Raw genomic sequence first — 19,000 nt, 5'->3', positions numbered from 1 at the left:
CCATTCAATTCTGGCGTGATTCTATGGATCTGGTAGGAGGTAAGAAATCAGACCAGTGACAGCAGAATACATAAAAGTTTCCAGAGTGTTAATCATTTGTTTGAATTCGCCGCTTAAATAGTCTCTTTTACCATTAATTGGATAAAAAACACCCACATGCAGCGATCTGCATCACAAAAATATTTTTGGGTATTTGCGGGGAATGAGCGGCGAATAGGGGAGAATCGTGACGGGAAAGGAGATAAACGGGCAGCCAACCTGATTGGTCTGCCCGTTGGCTTGACCCGCTACGAGGCGAGTCAAGATTGGGTTAATGCCTGTTAAATCGACCAGTGCAGCCGGGATTCCAGCTGCTCTGCCACCGGCGCCAGCGGCTCCTCCATCTCACCGATCAGCACCATGTTGGCCCCCTTGAGTTGCAGGATCTCGCCTTTGAGCTGGCCATCTTCAAAGGTGGGCTGCAGGGTGAGTGGCACATGCTTGGGCACCAGGAACAGGGTGACCGGGCCCATCTTGCCCTGCAATACCATGTGCAGCGCCGGCCCCTGATAGAAGGAGCAGTGGTTGACATAGGTGATCTTCAGCCCCTGCATGCCCATCAAGGTGGCGCCATATTTCTCCATCTTGGCGTTGATGGTGCGCAGGCTCACCTGCTCGTCCACATCCTTGATGAAGGGCTCTTCGCCATAGACGTGGGCCATGGCGACCTGGGCCAGCGAAAGCTCGTCGGGAGCGGCCAGTGGCCAGCTCAGCCAGCGGGTGCTCATGCCGAGCAGAAAGGCGACCGAGGCTGCCATCGCCAGCGCACGCCAGTTGCTGCTCGGGCGCACCGGCAGGGGAACCACCTGCGGCTGATCGGCTTCCAGCGCCTGTCTGAGCAGGATGCGCTCGGCCAGCCCGGCCGGCACCTCGACCTCCATCGCTCGCTGCAGGCTGCGATCGAGCTGCTTCATCTCGTCCAGATGCTTGCGATTGGCAGGGGAGCGCTGGGCCTGCTCGAGAAACGCTGGATCCTGCTCATGTGGATGGGCTATGGCCCGACGGCGAAATTCCAGCTCATCCATTGGTGTGTCCTCTCTGTTGGGTCGTTGACTCCATGGCCTCTTTTATCTGATTGCGGGCCCGAAACAGGCGAGTCATGACGGTGTTCTTGTTGAGCCCCAGCTGCGCCGCTATCTCGTCGCCGCTAAAGCCCCCCAGCACCTGCAGCAGCAGGGGTTCCTGATATTCGGCCGGCAGACGGGCGATGTGGCGTCTGAGCCACTCGTTCTCCATCTCCTGCTCGCTGTGCAGTGCCTCCTGATCGCTCTGGGGATGCTCGTCGAGATCGACGAGGTCAAACTGCTTGCGCTCGAACCGGCGTGCATTTTCCCGCCGCAGTATGGTGATGAGCCAGGCCTTGGCGGCCTTGTCGTCGAGCAGGGAGTCGATGCTCTTCCAGGCGCGCAGAAAGGTCTCCTGCACCAGATCTTCCGCCACTTGCGGATCCCGACACAGCCAGTAGGCGTAGCGGTAGATGTCCCCGTGCAGGGCATGTACCAACGCTTCGTATTTGGTTTGTTTGTCTGCCATGCCTCCATAGACCGGGGAGGTCGTGGGATCCTTTCCGACCGTGGCACCTTTTTTTCTGAAAAAACCTAAAGCCATCGCTGGGCTTCCTTATTTGAATGAAGGCCAGGATCAACCGATCCTGGCCAGTTGCCTGAGGCCATAGGCTATCGCAAAAGTTTCGTGGCCGCATAGGGCGCTGGCAAAGTCCGCCCAGGTTGGCGGGTGGTTCTTAGCAGGGGATACGGTAGCGAAGCAGGCGCGCTCCAGGGCGGCAAAGTGGGGTACAAGGGCGGGATCGCGACGACAGGGCAGGGTATCGAGGCGGGGATGGGGCAGTAACCCGCGCAGGCTGGCCCACGCCAGCAAGCGGGCCCGGATCTGCTCGGCATCGGCCCGACACAGCGCCTGTTGCAGGCGATAGAAGGCGTGCCAGCGCGGCCCGTGGCGCCAGCAGGCGCGCAGCAGCAGAGCCCAGATGACCCACAGCAGGCTCTCGTCGTTCGGCCCATCCTGCGCCGGCGGCGACTGCGTGCTTGCGGCAATGTGCAGGGGAGTGGCGGGCAGCCGAGCATGTTCGATGCGCCCGCGCTGGGTGTTGAACCAGGCCAGCTCGATGGCGGGCAGCAGATAGTCACCGGGTTCGTCCACGGTCAAGGCCTGGCGCCACTCGCGCTCGAAGCGCAGCGTCCCCTTGGCGAGATAGCGCTCCTGCTGCTGCTCCCCATCCGGCCTGGCCCTGATGCCGGCGGGCAGGCCGGATGAGCCGAGCAGGCGTGCCAGATTGAGGCGGCTGCCATCCCCCCCTCCAGGGTGAGGGTCAGGGTGCGGATCACCGGCTCACCCGCTCTGGCCGCCGTAGGCGGATCCAGCCGCTGGCTCAGGGTGAGCTGGCTCGCCACCGGTTGCAGCGGGGGCTCGTCGATCTGCACGAACAGGGTGGCCGCCCGGGCCGAGAGCGGGTCACTGCCGCCGTCATCTTGTGGCAAACGCCCCTGAAAGCGGGGGGACTCCAGTGGATGGCGCCCCGCTTCCTTGGCTTGCAGCAGCCAGCTGCGGGTCAGGCGGCCGGGCAAACCGGGGCTCGCCGGTGGCTGCCACTGATCGTTGCCGAGGCGGCGAATGGTGAAGGCATCGCTGGCCGGCTCTGTGAGGTTGGGGGCCTCCATGTTGGCCGGCAACCAGAGGCTGAGCTGATAGACAAAGGGCTGGCCGGGGTAGAGCGGCCCCTGTTGCAGCACCCGGGCCTGCAGTTCGATGGGAGAGATGGCAGGTGCTGGCGCCAGGTTGCCGGCTTCGCTGCGTGGCGGAAAGGGGATGGACGGAGTCTGCTGCGCCCCCAGTGGCAGGGCTGGCACCTGCTGCGGGCTGGTATCCAGCAGGTGCAGGGGGATCTGCCAGCGGGTCAGACTCTGCTGTGGGGTGCTGACCCGGCTCATGGTCACCTTGCCCACCGCGAACTGACGCAGCAGGGGGGTGATGGCAAGCTCATTGCTCTGGCGCTCCCCGTCCGCTTCGATGATCAGCAACCAGTCGCGGTGATCGGCCCCCGGCAGCAGCTCGGCCCGGGGCGGGGCGGCAAAAACCTGCGCCGTCATCAGCCAGAGCAGCAACAGGCACAGGGCATGGCAACGAGCGAAGAGGCGGTTCACCAGGGATCCTCTCCTTTCAGGTTGCCAGGGGCGAGGCCGCGATCGCTCTCCTGCTGGCGTCTGCGCTGATCTTCCTTGCGCAGCCGCTGCTCCAGCAGCAGGACGGGGGGCGACGGAGGCAGGGGAGCATCCGGGGTGGCGGCCTGCTCGGGGGCATCGATGGGCTTGGGATCCTGCGCCTGTGGGGTTGCCTCGGGCGGTTGGGCGCGCAGCAAAGTCAGGTTGTAGCGCGCATCCTGATGGCCCGGCTCCAGCGCCAGCGCCGCCAGATAGGCCTGCTCGGCGGCCGCCAGCTGACCGAGTTGCACCAGGGCATTGCCCCGGTTGTAGTGGGCAGTGGCCGTGCTGGCCCGGCCATAGGCGGCGGCCGCCTTGGCGTAGTCGCCAGCCCGATACCAGGCATTGCCCTGCCAGACGGGATCCGCAAAGGTGCGGGCGGCTTCCTGATAGCGCTTTTGCAAGAAGGCCTGCCAGGCCTGATAGTCATGGGCTGCGGGCGGGAGGGCCGTTGGCGCCGGGCTGGCCTGCAGGGAGGGGGGGGGGACAGCAGCGCCCCCACCAGTACCAGCCAGAGGGTGCCGATACGGGCCAGCAGCGCCAGCGGCAGCAGGGGCAGCAGCAGCCAGGGGCCGAGATCCATGGCCTGGTGTGTACCTGTGGCCTGGCTCATGGGCAGGGGGGCAAAGCGTGGTGCCCCCTGTTGCAGCCACTGCAGTTGACCGCCGAGATCGCCGGCCAACTGTTGCAGGGTGGCCACGTCGGGGGCCGGCAGGGCGCGACCGAAGCCACCGCCCATGGCGGCGGGCAGGCGACTGGCCTGGCCGCTATTGGCCAGCAAGACGTCGAGGCGCGCTTGCACCTGTGCGTGGCAAAAGAGGCTGCCCTGGCAGGGCCACACCGCTTTGATCCGCTCGGCCTGACGGGCGGTCAGGTCATCGGTGATCAGCAGCAGGCGGGCCTGCTGGCCGGCGGGGATCTGCTTGAGCGCCAGCGCCACCGCACGCTCGGGCGCGCTGCCTTGCCTTGGCATGATGGCCGGGCGCAGGTCGGGCAGCAGCAGGGCGAGGGCCTGGTGATCCCGGGTCGGCGGCATGGCGAGGTAGGCATCCCCGGCAAACAGGATGAGGGCGATGGGATGGGCCGCTTCCTGCTGCGCTCTGTCAGCCAATAGATCCTGCAGCAACACCCGCACCCGGGTGGCCCGGTCTGGCAGCAGATCGGTGGCCAGCATGGAGCGGGAGAGATCCAGCAGCCAGATGTCGAGGGCCGGGCTCGGAATGCTCTGGCTCTGCTGGCGCAGGGCCGGGCCGCTCAAGGCCAGGATCAGCGGCAGGCAGGCCAGCCAGAGCCAGGGAAAATGGCGCCGTTGCCCAGGCAGCAGATAAGCCTGCATGGCGGGGGCCAGCAGCGGGGTCTGGCGACGACGGCGCCATCCTTGCCACAGCCAGGGCAGCAGGGCCAGCAACCAGAGCGGGCGTAGCAGGGTGAGCTCCATCATGGGGCGCCTCGGGATGGGTTGTCAGGCAGTGCGGCTTTGCGGGTCAGTCGCCGCGGCCAGCGCAATCGGGCGGGCCAGCTCAGCAGCAACCAGGCCAGCGCCAGCGGCCAGGGGTAGAGCTCCTGGTTGGGGCGATAGCGGGTCTGCGCGGTGGCGACGGGCTCCAGGGTATCCAGCGCCTGATTGATGGCCTCGAGATCCCCCTGGGTGCGTGCCCGAAAGTAACGGCCATGGCCCACCTCGGCCAGCTGCTGCAAGAGGGATTCGTCGAGCTCGGCACTGGGGTCGCTCTGGGCCGGGACCTGCGCGGGGGTCATCGCCTCGGCAAAGGTATCCGGATCGGCGCCCACCCCCAGGGTATAGAGGCGAATGCCTGCTGCTGCGGCCTGCTTGGCCTCGCGCAGGGGGTCAGCGCTGCCGGCGGTGTTGCGCCCGTCGGTGACCAGCAACAGGGCGGTGGAGCGATCGGGGGCCTTGTGCTGGCGCGCAAGCAGGATGGCCTCACCGAGGGCGGTGGTGCGTCCCACCAGCTCGAAATCGAGCTCGCGGGTGAGACCGAGCAGGGCGTTGGTCTCCTGGGTCAGGGGTGAGAGCAGGTAGGCGTGATCGGCGAACACGATGAGGGCGATGCGATCGCCGAGGCGGGCGGCGATGAGCCTGTCTATCTGCTGGCGCACCGCGCTGAGCCGGTCTTTTTGCTCCCCTTCATCCAGCATGTCCTGGGTGCGCATGCTGTCGGAAAGATCCACCGCCAGGATGAGATCCCGGCTGCTCTGGTAGCTCACCTGAGGCGGCTCCTGCCACTGGGGGCGGCAGAGCGCCAGCACCAGGGCGCACCAGCACAGCGCCATCCGCCACAGGGGCTGGCCGGCATGGGGGCGCAGCAGGGGAAAGCCGGCATGGGTCAATACGCCTGGGTCATGTGCGCCGCTGGGGCGGGGCGGCAGACCAAAGCGCACCAGCAGCGGCAGCACCAGCGCCAGGGCAAACCAGGGCCAGGCGAGGGTCATGACTCTCTCCCGGCGTGCACGTCGCTCAGGCGGGTTCGCCCCCGCCGCCTGCGAGTGCGCAGGTCCAGCAACCAGGATGGCGGGCAGATGCAGTGACGTCCCCAGGCGAGGTAGGCCCGGCGCAGCGCCAGGCGCTGCTGCGTATCCGGGCTCTGACCACCGTAGAGCCAGGCAGACCAGTGCGGGGCCAGCTCGCGAAAGCGGCTGCCCCCCAGAGCATCGAGACCCAGAGAATCGAGCCCCAGAGAATCAAGAAAGACGAGCCAGGGCTCTCCTTGCAGTACGGCCGCCTCGGGCCAGCGGGGCAGCACGGCCTCGCGCAACACGGCTTGCAGCTGGGGCACCAGATTGGGGGCCTGCCAGTCGAGCTGCCGCCGCCAGCGGCGATAACGCAGCAGGCTTTGCACGCCGAGGATGATCATGGCGCCGACCAGCAATGCGATCAGCAGCCACCACCAGCCCAGCAGGCGGGGATCAGCGGCCAGCTGTAGCGGCGGGCCGGGGTGAATGTCGCGCAGCTGGGCCGCCAGCGGCGAGGTGGGGACGCTGCTGCCCGGCACGGCGCTGGCGAGCCAGTTCAGAATTGGCGGCATGCCCCCTCCTGCCATTGGCGTTGCAGCGGCTGGCCGTTGTCGAGCCGGTAGAGGCGCTGCACCAGCGGCAGCAGTTGCTGATGGCTCTGGCGGGCCAGCTGTTCGGCAGCCTCTTGATAGCGCCAGGCGAATCCCGCTTCGCCGGCCTCGAGCCAGCCACTCTGCTGGCCGGCGCGCACCGCCAGGCGGCCTTGGGCGGGCAGGGCTGCCTCCAGCGGATCCCGAATTTGCCAGCAATGCAGGTCGTGGCGCCGGCCGAGCAGTTGCAACTGGCGGCAGAGCGCCTCGTCGAGAGGGCTGTGATCGGTGATCAGGGTCAATCTGGCACCGTGGGGCAGGTTGAGCCGGGCCAGGGTATGGGCCAGGGCGTGGGGGGCGGCGTGCGTGCCAACCCCAGCCGATAGTGGTGGCAGAGGGCCTCCAGCAAGGGCACCAGGGGGCCGCGCTGGTGTTGCAGATGCGGCTCCACACCGTGGCAGATCAGGGTGTTGGCCTGCTTTTCCCCTTGCCAGAGCAGGGCAGCGGCCAGCTCGCAACCCAGGCGCGCCTTGAGCTGGTGGCAAGAGCCGAAGTACATGGCCGGGGAGAGATCGAGCAGCAGCCAGTGGGCCTGATCCTGCTCTTCGCTGTAGAGCCGGGTATAGGGGCGACCGAGGCGGGCGGTCACCCGCCAGTCGATATGGCGCACCTCGTCGCCGGCCTGATAGGCGCGCAGCTCGCGAAAGGTGAGCCCCGGCGTGCGGCCAAGCCGCCCTTGCGCCACCGGTTGAATGCGCGAACGCGGCCCCTGCCGGGCCCACAGCCTGATCGCCAGCAGTCTGGCGAGCGGCAGGGCGATATCGGGATGGGCGAGGGGATCGGCGGCGTCCGTCATGGCTGCAGGGCCCGCACAGAGGAAACGAGCGGACTCAGGGGCATGGGATCGCATCCAGCAGCAGGGTGATGAGCGCCTCGTTGTCGAGGTTGTCCGCCAGCGCCTGATAACTGGGGATGAGGCGATGGCGCAGCACGGCCGGCGCCAGCTGCTGAATGTCTTCGGGCAGCACGAAATCCCGTCCGGCCAGCCAGGCCCTGGCGCGAGCCGCTCTGGCCAGACCTATGCTGGCCCTGGGGCTGGCGCCCACCGCGACCAGGGGTTCGAGTTCCGGACACAGGCCGCTGCCCGGCCGGGTGGCGCAGACCAGCTGCACCAGATAGTGCTCGAGGCGCCCCTGCATCTGCACGGCCTGCACCGCGCTGCGGGCCGCCAGCAGATCGGCCTGGCTCAGGGTGAGCGGCGGCGTCGGCAGGGTGTCGCCGCGAGCGTTTAATTGGAGGATGGCCAGCTCCATGGCGGGGCTCGGGTAGTCCACCAGCAGCTTGAGCAAGAAGCGATCGAGCTGGGCCTCCGGCAGGGGATAGGTCCCCTCCTGTTCTATGGGGTTTTGCGTGGCGGCCACCATAAAGAGCGGCGGCAGGCGCCAACTCTTCTTGCCCACGGTGATCTGATGCTCGGCCATCGCCTCCAAGAGGGCGGACTGCACCTTGGCCGGCGCCCGGTTGATTTCGTCCGCCAGCACCAGGTGGTTGAAGAGGGGGCCGGGCTGAAACACGAAGCTGGCATCTTGGGGATGAAACACCTCGCTGCCTGTCAGATCGGCAGGCAGCAGGTCGGGGGTGAACTGGATGCGGGCGAAGCGCCCCTCCACCGCGCCGGCCAGCGCCTTGACGGCCCGGGTCTTGGCAAGACCGGGGGCGCCCTCGATCAACACATGTCCTTCACATAACAGGGCGATCAGCAGCCCCTCGATGAGGGGGCCCTGTCCCAGAATTTGACTACCAAGATAGTCCCCAAGCGCTCTGAACTCGGCCGCTGCCATGCAATAAACCCGTTGTTTTCATAGAAGTTGATCTTTTTATACTCCAGTTGGCGCACAAGGGCGAGGGAGGGGGCCAAGATGGCGGCAATTTAGTTTCAATCAGCCGTATGAAATTTGTGAGTGGATTGTTAAGATGTGGCGCAATGAGGTCAGACCTCTCCCTTTAGTCTTCTCGTTTAACCAAGGAGCCAGGATGAAAGAGCCATTGAAACTGACGACTCGCCAGGGCGAACGGATTGCCGTCGTGGCGGGTTTGCGCACTCCCTTTGCCAAGCAGGCCACCGCCTTTCACGGCGTGCCTGCGGTGGATCTGGGCAAGCTGGTGGTGAGCGAGATGCTCGCTCGCACCGATCTCGATCCCAAGCTCATCGACCAGCTGGTGTTCGGCCAGGTGGTACAGATGCCGGAAGCCCCCAACATTGCCCGCGAGATCGTGCTCGGCACCGGCATGAGTGTCAGCACCGATGCCTATAGCGTGTCGCGCGCCTGCGCCACCAGTTTCCAGGCCGTCGCCAACGTCACCGAATCCATCATGGCCGGCACGGTGGATATCGCCATCGCCGGCGGCGCCGACTCCTCGTCAGTGCTGCCCATCGGGGTGAGCAAGAAGCTGGCTCGCGCCCTGGTGGATCTCAACAAGGCGCGCAATCTGCAGCAGCGTTTCAATATCCTGCGCCAGTTGCGGGTCAAGGATCTGCTGCCGGTGCTGCCCGCCGTGGCCGAGTACTCCACCGGTCTCTCCATGGGGCAGACCGCTGAGCAGATGGCCAAGAGCCACCAGATCAGCCGTGAGGCGCAAGATGCGCTGGCGCACCGCTCCCATACCCTGGCCGCCCAGGCCTGGGCCGATGGCAAGTTGAGTGGCGAGGTGTTTACCGCCCACGTACCGCCCTACAAGGCGCCGCTGGAGCGAGACAACAACATCCGCGAAAGCTCTGATCTGGCGAGCTACGCCAAGCTCAAGCCGGTGTTTGACCGGGTGCACGGCTCCGTCACCGCCGCCAACGCCACCCCGCTCACCGACGGCGCCGCCGCCGTGCTGCTGATGCGCGAAGGGCGGGCCCGTGAGCTTGGCCTCGAGCCGCTCGGCTACATCCGCAGTTTCGCGTTTTCTGCCATCGACGTGTGGCAGGACATGCTGATGGGCCCCTCCTACGCCACCCCGCTGGCGCTGGATCGCGCCGGCATCACGCTCAGCGATCTCAACCTGATCGACATGCACGAGGCTTTTGCCGCCCAGACCCTGGCCAACCTCAAGATGTTTGCCAGCAAAGAGTTTGCCCAGAGCAAGCTGGGTCGCGATCAGGCCATTGGCGAGGTGGACATGGACAAATTCAACGTCCTCGGTGGCTCGCTGGCCTTTGGTCACCCCTTTGCCGCGACCGGTGCGCGCATGATCACCCAGACCCTGCACGAGCTGCGGCGCCGGGGTGGGGGATTGGGGCTTAACACCGCCTGTGCGGCGGGTGGTCTCGGCGTGGCCATGGTGTTGGAGGTAGAGTGATGAGCGAGAAGACTTTTTCCCTGGCAGTGCGCCAGGATGGCATCGGCATTCTCACCATGGATGTGCCGGGCGAGAGCATGAATACCCTCAAGGCCGCCTTCGTGGAAGAGATCCGCGCGGTGCTGGCCGAGGTGAAAGCCAATAAAGAGCTGATCGGCCTGGTGGTGGTCTCCGGCAAGAAGGACTCCTTCATCGCCGGCGCCGACATCAGCATGCTGGCGGCCTGTACCAGCGCCAAGGATGCCGAGACGCTGTCGCGGGAAGGGCAGGTGATCTTCGCCGAGATCGAGTCGCTGCCCATTCCGGTGATCGCCGCCATTCACGGCCCCTGCCTCGGCGGCGGGCTGGAGCTGGCACTGGCCTGTCATGGCCGGGTGGTCACCGATCACGGCAAGACGGTACTCGGCCTGCCCGAAGTGCAACTGGGCTTGCTGCCGGGCTCCGGCGGGACCCAGCGTCTGCCGCGCCTCATCGGGGTGGCCAAGGCGCTCGACCTGATGCTGACCGGCAAGCAGGTGCGGGCCAAGCAGGCCAAGAAACTGGGGCTGGTGGACGACGTGGTGCCGCCCTCCATCCTGCTGGACGCCGCCATCAAGTTGGCCAAGAAGGGCAAGCCCCGTCACGAGCTCAAGCGGGATCTGCAGGGCAAGCTGCTGGAGACCAACAAGCTTGGCCGCAAGGTGCTGTTCGATCAGGCCCGCAAAGGGGTGAAGGCGAAGACCCGCGGCAACTACCCGGCCCCGGATCTGATCCTGGAAGTGGTGCGCATCGGGGTGGAAGAGGGGATGCAGGCCGGCCTTGCCGCCGAATCCCGCCACTTTGGCGAGCTGGTGATGACCAGCGAATCCGCCGCCCTGCGCTCCATCTTCTTTGCCACCACCGAGATGAAGAAGGAGGTCACCTATCAGGGGGCTGAGCCGCGCAAGGTGGGTCATGCCGCTGTGCTGGGCGGCGGTCTGATGGGGGGCGGCATCGCCTTCGTCACCGCTACCAAGGCGGGCGTGCCGGTGCGGATCAAGGACGTGGCCAGCAGCGGCATCGGCAATGCCATGCGCTACAGCTACGACATCCTGGCCAAGAAGCTCAAGCGTCGCCAACTGCTGCGCAGCGAGCTTGAGAAGCAGATGAGCCTGCTGACCGGTACCCTCGACTACTCCGGTTTCCACCGGGTCGACATGGTGGTGGAGGCGGTGTTCGAAGATCTTTCCCTCAAGCACCAGATGGTGAAGGACGTGGAGCGCGAGTGCGGCGAGCACACCGTGTTTGCCTCCAACACCTCCTCTCTGCCTATCCACCAGATCGCCTCGGCGGCGGCGCACCCGGAGCGGGTGGTGGGGCTGCACTACTTCAGCCCGGTGGACAAGATGCCGCTGGCGGAAATCATCCCCCACGCCGGCACCAGTGCCGAGACGGTTGCCACCACCCTGGCCTTTGCTCGCGCCCAGGGCAAGACCCCCATCGTGGTCAAGGACGAGGCAGGCTTCTACGTCAACCGCATCCTGGCTCCCTACATGAACGAGGCGGCGCGCCTGGTGCTGGAAGGGGAGCCGGTGGAGGTGCTGGACGGCGCCCTGCTCGATTTCGGTTTCCCGGTGGGTCCCATCACCTTGCTGGACGAGGTGGGGATCGACGTGGGTGCCAAGATCTCCCCGATCCTCGAAAAAGAGCTGGGGGGGGAGCAGTTCCAGGCCCCGGCGGCCTTTGACAAGCTGCTGCAAAACGATCGCAAGGGGCGCAAGAACGGCAAGGGCTTTTACCTCTACGGTAAGGCGGCCCCGCGCAGCAAGCTTACCGGCAAAGAGGGCAAGAAGACGGTGGACGAGAGTGTCTACGGTGTGCTCGGCATCTCGCCCCAGGCCAAGCTGGCCAAGGCGGAGCTGGCCGAGCGCTGCGTGCTGATGATGCTCAACGAAGCGGCCATGGCGCTGGACAGCGGCGTGGTGGCCTCGGCTCGCGACGGCGACATCGGCGCCATCTTCGGCATCGGCTTCCCGCCGTTCCTGGGTGGCCCGTTCCGCTACATGGACAGCCTCGGCATCGAGCACCTGGTGGGGCGCCTTGAGCACTATCAGAAGCGCTATGGCGACCGCTTCGCCCCCTGCGATCGCCTCAAGGCGATGGCGGCGGAACAGCAGCGCTTCTATTGAGGGTGCGCCGCTCGCGGCAACAGGCCAACCGACAAGGAGGCGACCCCGGGGTCGCCTCCTTCTTTTTGGCGCCGAGATGGAAAATGCGGGGGCAGCAGGCTGACAACTGGTTGAATCCCGTCCATATTTTTCCTCGGCAAGGGATAAATTGTTGATCCAACTCAAACTAGCCCCCTATTTATTACTTTGGTGGCATAGGACTCAGGCGCTGGTTGGGGTCAAATAGCATCATCAGGAACGGGGGGATAACCCCGTCACGAAAGGGACACCCATTTCACTGGATGAAGGACACATAATGAGTCTGCTTGAACAAACCATCTGGACTGTATTGGGATACGGGGCCATGCCCTTTATCTTCCTGAGCGGGTTTGTGGCGGTGGCAGTGACCTGCTGCCTGCTGCTCAATGCCTTCGGGGTCAAGTCCGCCGAGAAGTGATCCGCTTCTTTCGTTCATACCGCCAAATGCCAGTCTTCGGACTGGCATTTGTTTTTTGAGCCTTGGCAGGCAGTTATCTGCGGTCTATGGGCCAAATGTGTGCTGCTTGAGGTCGAACCGGCCGCCGATTTTGATTACACTGGCGCGCAGTTTTTCGTTTCGGCCCGCTTCCCAAGGTATTCAAGGTTTTCTATGGCTCTCAAGGCAACCGTATTCAAGGCTCAGCTCAGCCTGTCCGACATGGATCGCAATCTGTATCAGGACTTCTCTCTCACCCTGGCCCGTCACCCCTCCGAGACCGACGAGCGGATGATGATCCGGCTGGCGGCCTTCGCCTGGCATGCCGCCGAACGACTGGAGTTCACCAAGGGCCTCTCTGCCGATGACGAGCCGGAACTCTGGCGCAAGAACTATTCCGACGAGATTGAACTCTGGATCGAACTCGGCCAGCCCGACGAGCGCCGTCTCAAGAAGGCGTGCAACCGCTCCCGTCATGTGGTGCTCTACCTCTACGGCGGCCGTGGTACCAGCGTCTGGTGGAAGCAGAACCAGGGCAAACTCGGTCTGCACGACAACCTCACCGTGATTGAGCTCTCCGACAGCCAGACCCTGCCGCTGACCGAGATGGTGGAGCGCACCATGCAGCTCACCTGCACCATCTCCGACGGTCAGCTCTGGGTGAGCAACGGCCGCCAGGAAGTGACCCTGGATCCCGTGCTGCTGATGGGAACCCCCGCCCGCGAACTGTAAAGGACTCGCCCATGTTCAGCGCGCTGCTCAATATCGTCATTCCGGTGTTTGCGGTGGTGGGGCTTGGCGCCCTCTACGGCCGGTTGCGCCCGGGCGGTGCGCTGGGTTACGTCAACCGGGCCAATATCGAGCTGTTCACCCCGGCGCTGGTGTTCTCGGCGCTGGTCAAATACCCGCTGGATCTGATGGCCCACCTGTCGCTCATCGCGGCGGGGGCCCTGGTGATCCTGCTGCCGGGGCTGCTGCTCTCCCTGCTCAGGCTTAGCAGCATCAGCCGACCGGCCCTGATCCTGCCCGCCATGTTTCGCAACACCGGCAACCTCGGCATTCCGCTGATGGTGCTGGCCTTCGGCGAGCAGCAGCTGGGCGCCATCATCATACTGTTCGTACTCTCCAACCTGCTCCACTTCTCGGTGGGCATGTTCATCCTCTCGGCCAACACCTCCCGCTGGCTCTGGCTGAAAAGCCCTGTGTTGTGGGCCGCCCTGGCGGGCCTGCTGGTGGCCAATCTGCACATTCCGCTGCCCGAATACCTGGTGACCAGCGCCTCTCTGCTCGGCCAGATCTCGGTGCCCCTGATGCTGTTTGCCCTCGGTATCCGGCTGATGGAAGGGGAGCTGGATCACCTGGGGCTCGCCCTCAAGTGCAACCTGCTCTATCTGCTGGCCGGCGGCATCTCCCTGGGGCTGGCGGTCTGGTTGCTGCCGCTGCAACCGGCCTGGGTTCCACTCCTGATGCTGTCGGTGGCGCTGCCCCCGGCGGTGCTCAACTACATGCTGTGCGAGCAGTACCAGTGCCAGCCCGAGAAGGTGGCCAGTATCGTGCTCGGGGGCAATGCGCTCTCGGTCCTGGTGATCCCGCTGGCAGTCTGGCTGGCCCTGCATCTGGGCAGTTGATCCCTAGAACTCCACAAGTGGTGATTCCGACCCTATTGGTAATGATTGAGTGATATGAGCACTCCATGAGCAAAGCCATTCTGGGGGGCATCTTGATCTCACAGGCCGATGGTAAGAGCTCGGCCAGCTGATAAAGGGGAGGGGGGATGGCGGTTGCTGTGGTTAGCGAATGTGCCTCTTAGCCCAATCTCCCGCCGGAGTGAGGGGAAATAGCGCAGACGGTTGTCGAGTTTGCTCCCTCTCTGACTCTTTGTCGCAAAAAAGGGGAGAGTGTTGGGGTAAGGGGGGCAGGGGGAAAATAAAAATACCCAAGCGGCCAGATACTGACGACTTGGGTATCGCGCCCACCCCTATCCCTGTTGGTATACAGCCATTTCGGCTACTGGGTGACCTGTTCGCCTAGCTCTGTATGAGCCGCCTGCATACCCCTTGTCGATTTGAATCGCGCCGTGAGAGCAAAGGGCTGTTCACAGGGCTTAACTCGCAAGAGTGCTCAAATCTGTGGCGGTATCGCCGCCTTTCAGAGCGTAAGGTGCTCTGACACCTGTTTGGGTGTCCGGTGAGGCTACCACTGTGCCGGGTATTCCTCAATCCCTTCTACCGGAAAGCCGTGTTGCAGCATGGCTTGGCGGATCAGAAAGGGGAGGGCGTGGCCATCGCTAGGCCATGTGGACGCTATTTCAGTACCGGCCTTATCAAGGTGGCACACTAGTTGTTTGCCAGTTAGTGGGGGAGAAATGGATGAGAACCAAATCGAATCATCCTGATGGCTATCGAGTAACAGCCCATCGTTAAATTGAATGCGCGCTTGAGAAACTATTCGAAAGGTATCCTGCCCTTGGTGATGCACAATCAGGCGCTCTTCCGGGTTGATCTTGTGCTGTTTCCCGCTGCGGGTATCGCGCCGCAGGTTGTAGAAGATGTGCTGGAAAATAACCTTGCCCTCAACCCGGTAAAATTTCTTCGTGTTGGTTTCATCGTCGATAGACCAATAGAGGCGAAAGGATTGGCGGCGCAGCGTATGGCCATAGCGGGTCAGCAATTCGGTCAGTTGCCCCTCATTGGCCAGTTTCGTCCCTTTTGCCCACGCGCTGACAATAGATTGCTGGGTTCGGCAAAGTGCGGCGATCTCTTTTTGCGTAAGACCCTCGTTGAGGGCGAGCCGGATAAGGGCCCGAGTCTGTTTAAAGGGGCGCTTGGCGCCGGTGGATTGCTCGTTCTGTGTCATAGGGATCCAGATAAGGGGGACGAGCCCCCCGGTGTCTCTTGCTTACTTTTTGCCGCTGCTTTTCGGGGTCTGCGGATTCAATTGCCAGCCACGGTTCCCCTGATTACGGTCATAGGTAGGGTTGGTACCGTTCGAGCCTTTGTTGGGGTTGCTGATATCGGCATTGTGGTTTGATTGCTTGGTCATAACATTCTCCCTTGTGTGTGTGATGACGAGAGAAATGTTAGCTAATTCATAATCTTATACCATTGATGATTTAATGATAAAAGTTGATAAACCGTGATATTTGACCTGGCTGCCCAATTTTCACTGGGCGCAGGATACGAGCACTGGCACAACAAGCAGCAGGGGGTAATCAGATGGCAAATAACGAGAGTGCGCTCAATATGGTGGGGTTGGTGGATGCGAGCGACTATCTGACCAGCTTGCTGGCACGGCTCGCTGCACTGGAGCAGGGGAACGGTGTGGCTGCGGTCAGCGCTTTGCCAGAACTGCTGGCTGCCCAGCCCGATCCCCGCTCTCTTTACTTCGGCACCCCGCAGGAATATGGTGCCGCCCACCAGTTCGGGCGTCCCGAGATCAACCTGCCAGAGCGCCGCGCTCTGGGGTTGTCAGAAGGGGATAAACAGAGCGTGTTGGATATGTTGAGTCTTTATTTGGATATGTCGAGCCAGCACAATTAAGTTGATACATTTAATCATCATTGGTGTTATTGTTATAACAAAGCTGAATAATCCCTGTACGGTGCTTATGTGAGTCTGCACTTTTCATTTTAATTACTTCCTTGCTATTGCATTATTAAATGGTAATTAATTATTGCGGGGCGCCATTTTAATGCAAAAAATATTATTCTTGTTTGTCTGTGTGTTGAGTTTGGCGGGGTGTGCTCAAATTCAGCAATATAAGGATTACTCAAAAGCATTTTATCAACCTCAGACTGTGTATGTAGGTGGTGAAATCTATGCAGTAAACAAGACTCGCGATTTGCCAAATGTATTTGGCAAAGCTGACATCTATGGTGGGAAAGTCCAAGAAGGCATGTCAGAGTTGCGCTTTATGGGATTTGACTCAGACGGTATGGCAGTCTTGAGATTTACAGATGTAAAAATCCAATCCAATGAGAGTGTATTTACCCGATATGGTAGGAATAGTGTTGTGGCAAACACTAATTCATTTTCAACGCTCAATGTAAATAATTACAGTGCCGCTGGTACAACAAATAGCAATACTGTTGTAACGCAATATCAAAAACCAGAGGCGCAAATATATGCACTACCACCTAATACTGCAGAGTTTAAATTTAATCCTGCAGATAAAAAGTTAAAGATGGATGGTGTAACCATTGAGATTATTGAAGTTGGTAGTAACTCAATGTCTTACAGATTGTCAGAGTCTTAATCACTTGGGCAAAGCGAGCATAATATGTGCGATGTGGTAGGCATCGCCCTTTAAATGGGCTCCCCATGGGAGCCCTGTTCAGGCTGCTCGCTTGTGATGCGCCATACTGCGTTCGTATCACCCGCCAGGGCGGATGGTCAGACAGATAGCAAGGTGTAAGCCATTAGCGCAATTAAACACCCTTAAACACCGTAACTTGATAGCGATCACTTTTTAGGGGATGCAATCGAGATAGAGTGAGCCCCATTTGTGGCTATTGGGGATTTGATATGAGTAATTGGTTTGATGCATTTCAGTCAAGAACAGACCTACAAGTTTATAATGATAATGCGTTAGCATTATTTGCTCTTGCATTGAGGTTTAGAACTGAGGATCTTGACACAGTTGCCGCTGAATCAATAACTGATGGTAGAGATGACAAAAAGTGTGATTTGGTTTATGTAAATAGAGAAGATGGATATGCGGTTATTGCTCAGTGTTATCTTAGCTTAAAGGATAAGCCAGCTGCCCCTGCTAATAAAGCTAGTGATTTAAATACTGCCTTAGGATGGTTGCTCTCTCGCTCAATAAATGAAGTGCCAGAGATAATAAAGTCTGCAGCTCAAGAATTGAGAGATGCAATACTGCAGAAGGAAGTAACCACCATATATATATGGTATGTTCATAATCTACCACACTCTAATAATGTAAGAGATGAGTTAATAACGGTTCATGAAACAGCTTCCTCGATTATAAAACAACACTTTTCTCAATCAAATATAGACCTGCAAGTATTTGAAGTCGGAAATGAAATGTTTTCTGATTGGTACGAAGACTCTCAATCACCAATCTTAGTAAATGATGAGGTTGAAGTTGACTGTAATGGTGCATATGAGGTTTCTGGACCTGGTTGGAAAGCTGTCTCAGCTACTATACCGGCAGCATTGTTACATCGTTTATATAAAAAACATAAGACAAAAGTGTTTTCCGCCAATATAAGAGATTACTTGGGATCTAGATCATCAGATTCCAACATTAACAACGGCATTAAATCGACACTTGATAACGAGCATGATAATTTTTGGGTATATAATAACGGCCTCACAATTCTTACACATGCTGCGTCATATGATCCAACAAAAGGTAAGTTGTCTTTTAGAGGGCTTTCCATTGTTAATGGAGCACAAACGACGGGGGCAATAGGTTCGCTCAGAAAACTACCACACGCAGACACTGTCGTTCAAGCTAGGTTCGTAGCGACGACTAATGGAGATGAAGAGTTAATAAGAAAAATCATTCAATATAATAATAGTCAAAATAAAATCGAGGCATCAGACTTTAGAAGTACAGATAAAGTACAGCGAAGACTAAAAGAAGAAATCTCAAAAATCCCTAATGCTGAGTATGATGGAGGTCGAAGAGGTGGGGTTACAGACGCGATTCGCCGCAGGGTTAATCTACTTCCATCATATACCGTAGGTCAGGCTTTGACAGCTTTTCATGGTGATCCAATAACAGCATATAACCAAAAATCTGGGATATGGGTTAATGATAGATTATATGGGCGTATTTTCAACGAAAGCACTCATGGTGCTCATATAGTATGCGCTTATGCACTAATTAGATCTATTGAAGATAGAAAAACAGAAATTATTCAAAAAGATAGAAATGGTGCTAGTTTAACTAAAATGGAGCAAGATTATTTAGAGTATTTTAGACGGCGTGGTTCAATATTTCTTTTTGCAAGTGCAATAGTTTCATGCTTGGAGATATTTCTATCTAGACAGGTGCCAAATCTGTTTAGGGTGTCTTTTGGAAATTCATGTTCGCCTGCTAAAGCCCAAGAATATTGGAAAACAGTGGTCGATGTCGGGATACCATTCTGTAAACAGTTAGTTCCGGCACTGGATGGTGGTTTGAAGAATACTAAGTCTGTAAACGACGCAATTTCAACGTTTCGTTCGCTTGTTCAAGCAACATCGAATGCCAATCAAAATATATATGACCAGTTTAAAGCAGTGGTGATATCTCCAATTTCATAATGACTAACCCACCATAAACCCCATCCCCCTTCATGCCGCCGCACTATGGCGGCATGAACATATCCAAGACCCCATACTCAGCGCCCTTCGTGGCCATCCTCCAAGCCAACCCCGTCAGCGGGGAGCGGCTGGCGGTGCTCGATGCGCAGCTCACCCCCCAAGGTGATGGCTGGTACCAGCTGCTGCCGGTCGGCCCCTTCAAAGCCCGTGATGGTCGCCCGTTCGATATGGCGAGTGGCCACTGTCAGCTAGCTGGATGGGCAAATTGCCGCTGCCCTGATTGCTTGTGTCAACGCGCTCTGGCAAGACATCTGGAGCGATACGACCAACAGACTCTCAGGGCAGCACAGAATGGTCAGCCTGCGCCAGCTCTCACTCCGGGGAGTGGGGTGGGTGCAAGTTCCCTTTTCGTGATCCTCGGCGAAGTCGCTGCCATCGAATTGGCATAGTATCTGGCCAG

16 protein-coding genes and 3 pseudogenes are annotated in these 19,000 nt (G+C 60.2%); 8 read left to right on the top strand and 11 right to left on the bottom strand.

The genetic code is table 11. The features are described from left to right. Positions 1-320 precede the first annotated feature (320 nt). The 8 genes and pseudogenes from E5E97_RS16735 to E5E97_RS16700 all read right to left on the bottom strand — a co-directional run bounded on the left by E5E97_RS16735 (position 321) and on the right by E5E97_RS16700 (position 8,160). Positions 321-1,064, bottom strand: coding sequence for a DUF3379 domain-containing protein (locus E5E97_RS16735; protein ID WP_171280599.1), 744 nt, complete (start codon positions 1,062-1,064; stop codon positions 321-323). Then, positions 1,057-1,647, bottom strand: coding sequence for a sigma-70 family RNA polymerase sigma factor (locus E5E97_RS16730; RefSeq protein WP_017408325.1), 591 nt, complete (start codon positions 1,645-1,647; stop codon positions 1,057-1,059). Before E5E97_RS16730 ends, E5E97_RS16735 begins: the two co-directional genes overlap by 8 nt. A gap of 33 nt (positions 1,648-1,680) precedes the next feature. Next, positions 1,681-3,200 (bottom strand): annotated as a pseudogene (locus tag E5E97_RS16725) (hypothetical protein). Continuing rightward, a pseudogene (locus E5E97_RS16720) lies at positions 3,197-4,695 on the bottom strand (tetratricopeptide repeat protein). Before E5E97_RS16720 ends, E5E97_RS16725 begins: the two co-directional pseudogenes overlap by 4 nt. Continuing rightward, positions 4,695-5,708 carry a VWA domain-containing protein gene (locus tag E5E97_RS16715; protein WP_171280598.1) on the bottom strand — a complete coding sequence of 338 codons (1,014 nt, stop codon included), beginning with the start codon at positions 5,706-5,708 and terminating at the stop codon, positions 4,695-4,697. The pseudogene E5E97_RS16720 and the gene E5E97_RS16715 overlap by 1 nt, the downstream one beginning before the upstream one ends. After that, complete coding sequence (locus E5E97_RS16710) at positions 5,705-6,301, bottom strand: DUF4381 domain-containing protein (RefSeq protein WP_171280597.1); 597 nt, start codon at positions 6,299-6,301, stop codon at positions 5,705-5,707. Before E5E97_RS16710 ends, E5E97_RS16715 begins: the two co-directional genes overlap by 4 nt. Further along, positions 6,286-7,175: pseudogene (locus tag E5E97_RS16705) on the bottom strand (DUF58 domain-containing protein). Before E5E97_RS16705 ends, E5E97_RS16710 begins: the two are co-directional and overlap by 16 nt. Positions 7,176-7,209: 34 nt before the next feature. Next, a complete protein-coding gene (locus E5E97_RS16700; protein WP_029302946.1) occupies positions 7,210-8,160 on the bottom strand; it encodes a MoxR family ATPase in 951 nt (316 codons plus the stop codon). 193 nt (positions 8,161-8,353) lie between these two features. Here E5E97_RS16700 and fadI point away from each other — a divergent pair, with 193 nt between their 5' ends. From fadI to E5E97_RS16675, 5 genes are all read left to right on the top strand, one after another. Further along, on the top strand, positions 8,354-9,664 hold the full coding sequence (fadI, locus tag E5E97_RS16695; protein WP_171280596.1) for an acetyl-CoA C-acyltransferase FadI: 1,311 nt from the start codon (positions 8,354-8,356) through the stop codon (positions 9,662-9,664). Then, entirely contained in the window at positions 9,664-11,811 is a 2,148-nt protein-coding gene (fadJ, locus tag E5E97_RS16690) for a fatty acid oxidation complex subunit alpha FadJ (protein WP_043162545.1), read from the top strand. The genes fadI and fadJ overlap by 1 nt, the downstream gene beginning before the upstream one ends. 295 nt (positions 11,812-12,106) lie before the next feature. Then, positions 12,107-12,247 (top strand): TIGR02808 family protein, encoded by a 141-nt coding sequence (locus tag E5E97_RS16685; RefSeq protein WP_005301193.1) that lies wholly within the window; start codon positions 12,107-12,109, stop codon positions 12,245-12,247. Positions 12,248-12,439: 192 nt separating this feature from the next. Then, complete coding sequence (locus tag E5E97_RS16680; RefSeq protein WP_016350817.1) at positions 12,440-12,997, top strand: YaeQ family protein; 558 nt, start codon at positions 12,440-12,442, stop codon at positions 12,995-12,997. Between the two features lie 11 nt (positions 12,998-13,008). Next, positions 13,009-13,893, top strand: coding sequence for an AEC family transporter (locus tag E5E97_RS16675; RefSeq protein WP_042051728.1), 885 nt, complete (start codon positions 13,009-13,011; stop codon positions 13,891-13,893). Positions 13,894-14,458: 565 nt separating this feature from the next. On the opposite strand, the gene E5E97_RS16670 is transcribed toward E5E97_RS16675, so the two are convergent. Together E5E97_RS16670 and E5E97_RS16665 are read right to left on the bottom strand one after the other, a co-directional pair. Then, positions 14,459-15,121: a hypothetical protein gene (locus E5E97_RS16670; RefSeq protein ID WP_103827491.1), complete on the bottom strand. Its 663-nt coding sequence runs from the start codon at positions 15,119-15,121 to the stop codon at positions 14,459-14,461. Positions 15,122-15,163: 42 nt separating this feature from the next. Continuing rightward, a complete protein-coding gene (locus E5E97_RS16665; RefSeq protein ID WP_171280595.1) occupies positions 15,164-15,307 on the bottom strand; it encodes a hypothetical protein in 144 nt (47 codons plus the stop codon). A 173-nt stretch (positions 15,308-15,480) separates the two neighbouring features. On the opposite strand from E5E97_RS16665, the gene E5E97_RS16660 reads away from it, so the two are divergent. The 3 genes from E5E97_RS16660 (at position 15,481) to E5E97_RS16650 (ending at position 18,540) form a co-directional block, all read left to right on the top strand. Beyond that, the gene (locus tag E5E97_RS16660) at positions 15,481-15,804 is read left to right on the top strand and encodes a phage virion morphogenesis protein (protein WP_171280594.1); all 324 of its coding nucleotides are present in this window, start codon (positions 15,481-15,483) and stop codon (positions 15,802-15,804) included. A 151-nt stretch (positions 15,805-15,955) separates the two neighbouring features. Beyond that, the gene (locus tag E5E97_RS16655) at positions 15,956-16,519 is read left to right on the top strand and encodes a hypothetical protein (protein WP_171280593.1); all 564 of its coding nucleotides are present in this window, start codon (positions 15,956-15,958) and stop codon (positions 16,517-16,519) included. A gap of 269 nt (positions 16,520-16,788) precedes the next feature. Beyond that, positions 16,789-18,540 (top strand): AIPR family protein, encoded by a 1,752-nt coding sequence (locus tag E5E97_RS16650; protein WP_171280592.1) that lies wholly within the window; start codon positions 16,789-16,791, stop codon positions 18,538-18,540. 77 nt (positions 18,541-18,617) lie between these two features. Here E5E97_RS16650 and E5E97_RS16645 read toward each other — a convergent pair whose 3' ends face one another. After that, on the bottom strand, positions 18,618-18,782 hold the full coding sequence (locus E5E97_RS16645; RefSeq protein WP_164927641.1) for a hypothetical protein: 165 nt from the start codon (positions 18,780-18,782) through the stop codon (positions 18,618-18,620). Between the last annotated feature and the right edge of the window lie 218 nt (positions 18,783-19,000).

The organism is Aeromonas sp. 2692-1, from assembly GCF_013085505.1.
Taxonomy (GTDB): Bacteria; Pseudomonadota; Gammaproteobacteria; order Enterobacterales; family Aeromonadaceae; genus Aeromonas; species Aeromonas hydrophila.
The sequence above is the reverse complement of the archived record's forward strand: the minus strand, read 5'-3'. Positions and strand labels throughout refer to the sequence as shown.

Bases quoted from the DNA above. Each gene is read 5' to 3' on its own strand.
- fadJ (WP_043162545.1), top strand. From the start codon at position 9,664: ATGAGCGAGAAGACTTTTTCCCTGGCAGTGCGCCAGGATGGCATCGGC.
- E5E97_RS16710 (WP_171280597.1), bottom strand. From the start codon at position 6,301: ATGCCGCCAATTCTGAACTGGCTCGCCAGCGCCGTGCCGGGCAGCAGC.
- E5E97_RS16700 (WP_029302946.1), bottom strand. From the start codon at position 8,160: ATGGCAGCGGCCGAGTTCAGAGCGCTTGGGGACTATCTTGGTAGTCAA.
- E5E97_RS16675 (WP_042051728.1), top strand. From the start codon at position 13,009: ATGTTCAGCGCGCTGCTCAATATCGTCATTCCGGTGTTTGCGGTGGTG.
- fadI (WP_171280596.1), top strand. From the start codon at position 8,354: ATGAAAGAGCCATTGAAACTGACGACTCGCCAGGGCGAACGGATTGCC.
- E5E97_RS16730 (WP_017408325.1), bottom strand. From the start codon at position 1,647: ATGGCTTTAGGTTTTTTCAGAAAAAAAGGTGCCACGGTCGGAAAGGAT.
- E5E97_RS16655 (WP_171280593.1), top strand. From the start codon at position 15,956: ATGCAAAAAATATTATTCTTGTTTGTCTGTGTGTTGAGTTTGGCGGGG.
- E5E97_RS16715 (WP_171280598.1), bottom strand. From the start codon at position 5,708: ATGACCCTCGCCTGGCCCTGGTTTGCCCTGGCGCTGGTGCTGCCGCTG.
- E5E97_RS16680 (WP_016350817.1), top strand. From the start codon at position 12,440: ATGGCTCTCAAGGCAACCGTATTCAAGGCTCAGCTCAGCCTGTCCGAC.
- E5E97_RS16650 (WP_171280592.1), top strand. From the start codon at position 16,789: ATGAGTAATTGGTTTGATGCATTTCAGTCAAGAACAGACCTACAAGTT.
- E5E97_RS16660 (WP_171280594.1), top strand. From the start codon at position 15,481: ATGGCAAATAACGAGAGTGCGCTCAATATGGTGGGGTTGGTGGATGCG.
- E5E97_RS16735 (WP_171280599.1), bottom strand. From the start codon at position 1,064: ATGGATGAGCTGGAATTTCGCCGTCGGGCCATAGCCCATCCACATGAG.
- E5E97_RS16685 (WP_005301193.1), top strand. From the start codon at position 12,107: ATGAGTCTGCTTGAACAAACCATCTGGACTGTATTGGGATACGGGGCC.
- E5E97_RS16665 (WP_171280595.1), bottom strand. From the start codon at position 15,307: ATGACCAAGCAATCAAACCACAATGCCGATATCAGCAACCCCAACAAA.
- E5E97_RS16670 (WP_103827491.1), bottom strand. From the start codon at position 15,121: ATGACACAGAACGAGCAATCCACCGGCGCCAAGCGCCCCTTTAAACAG.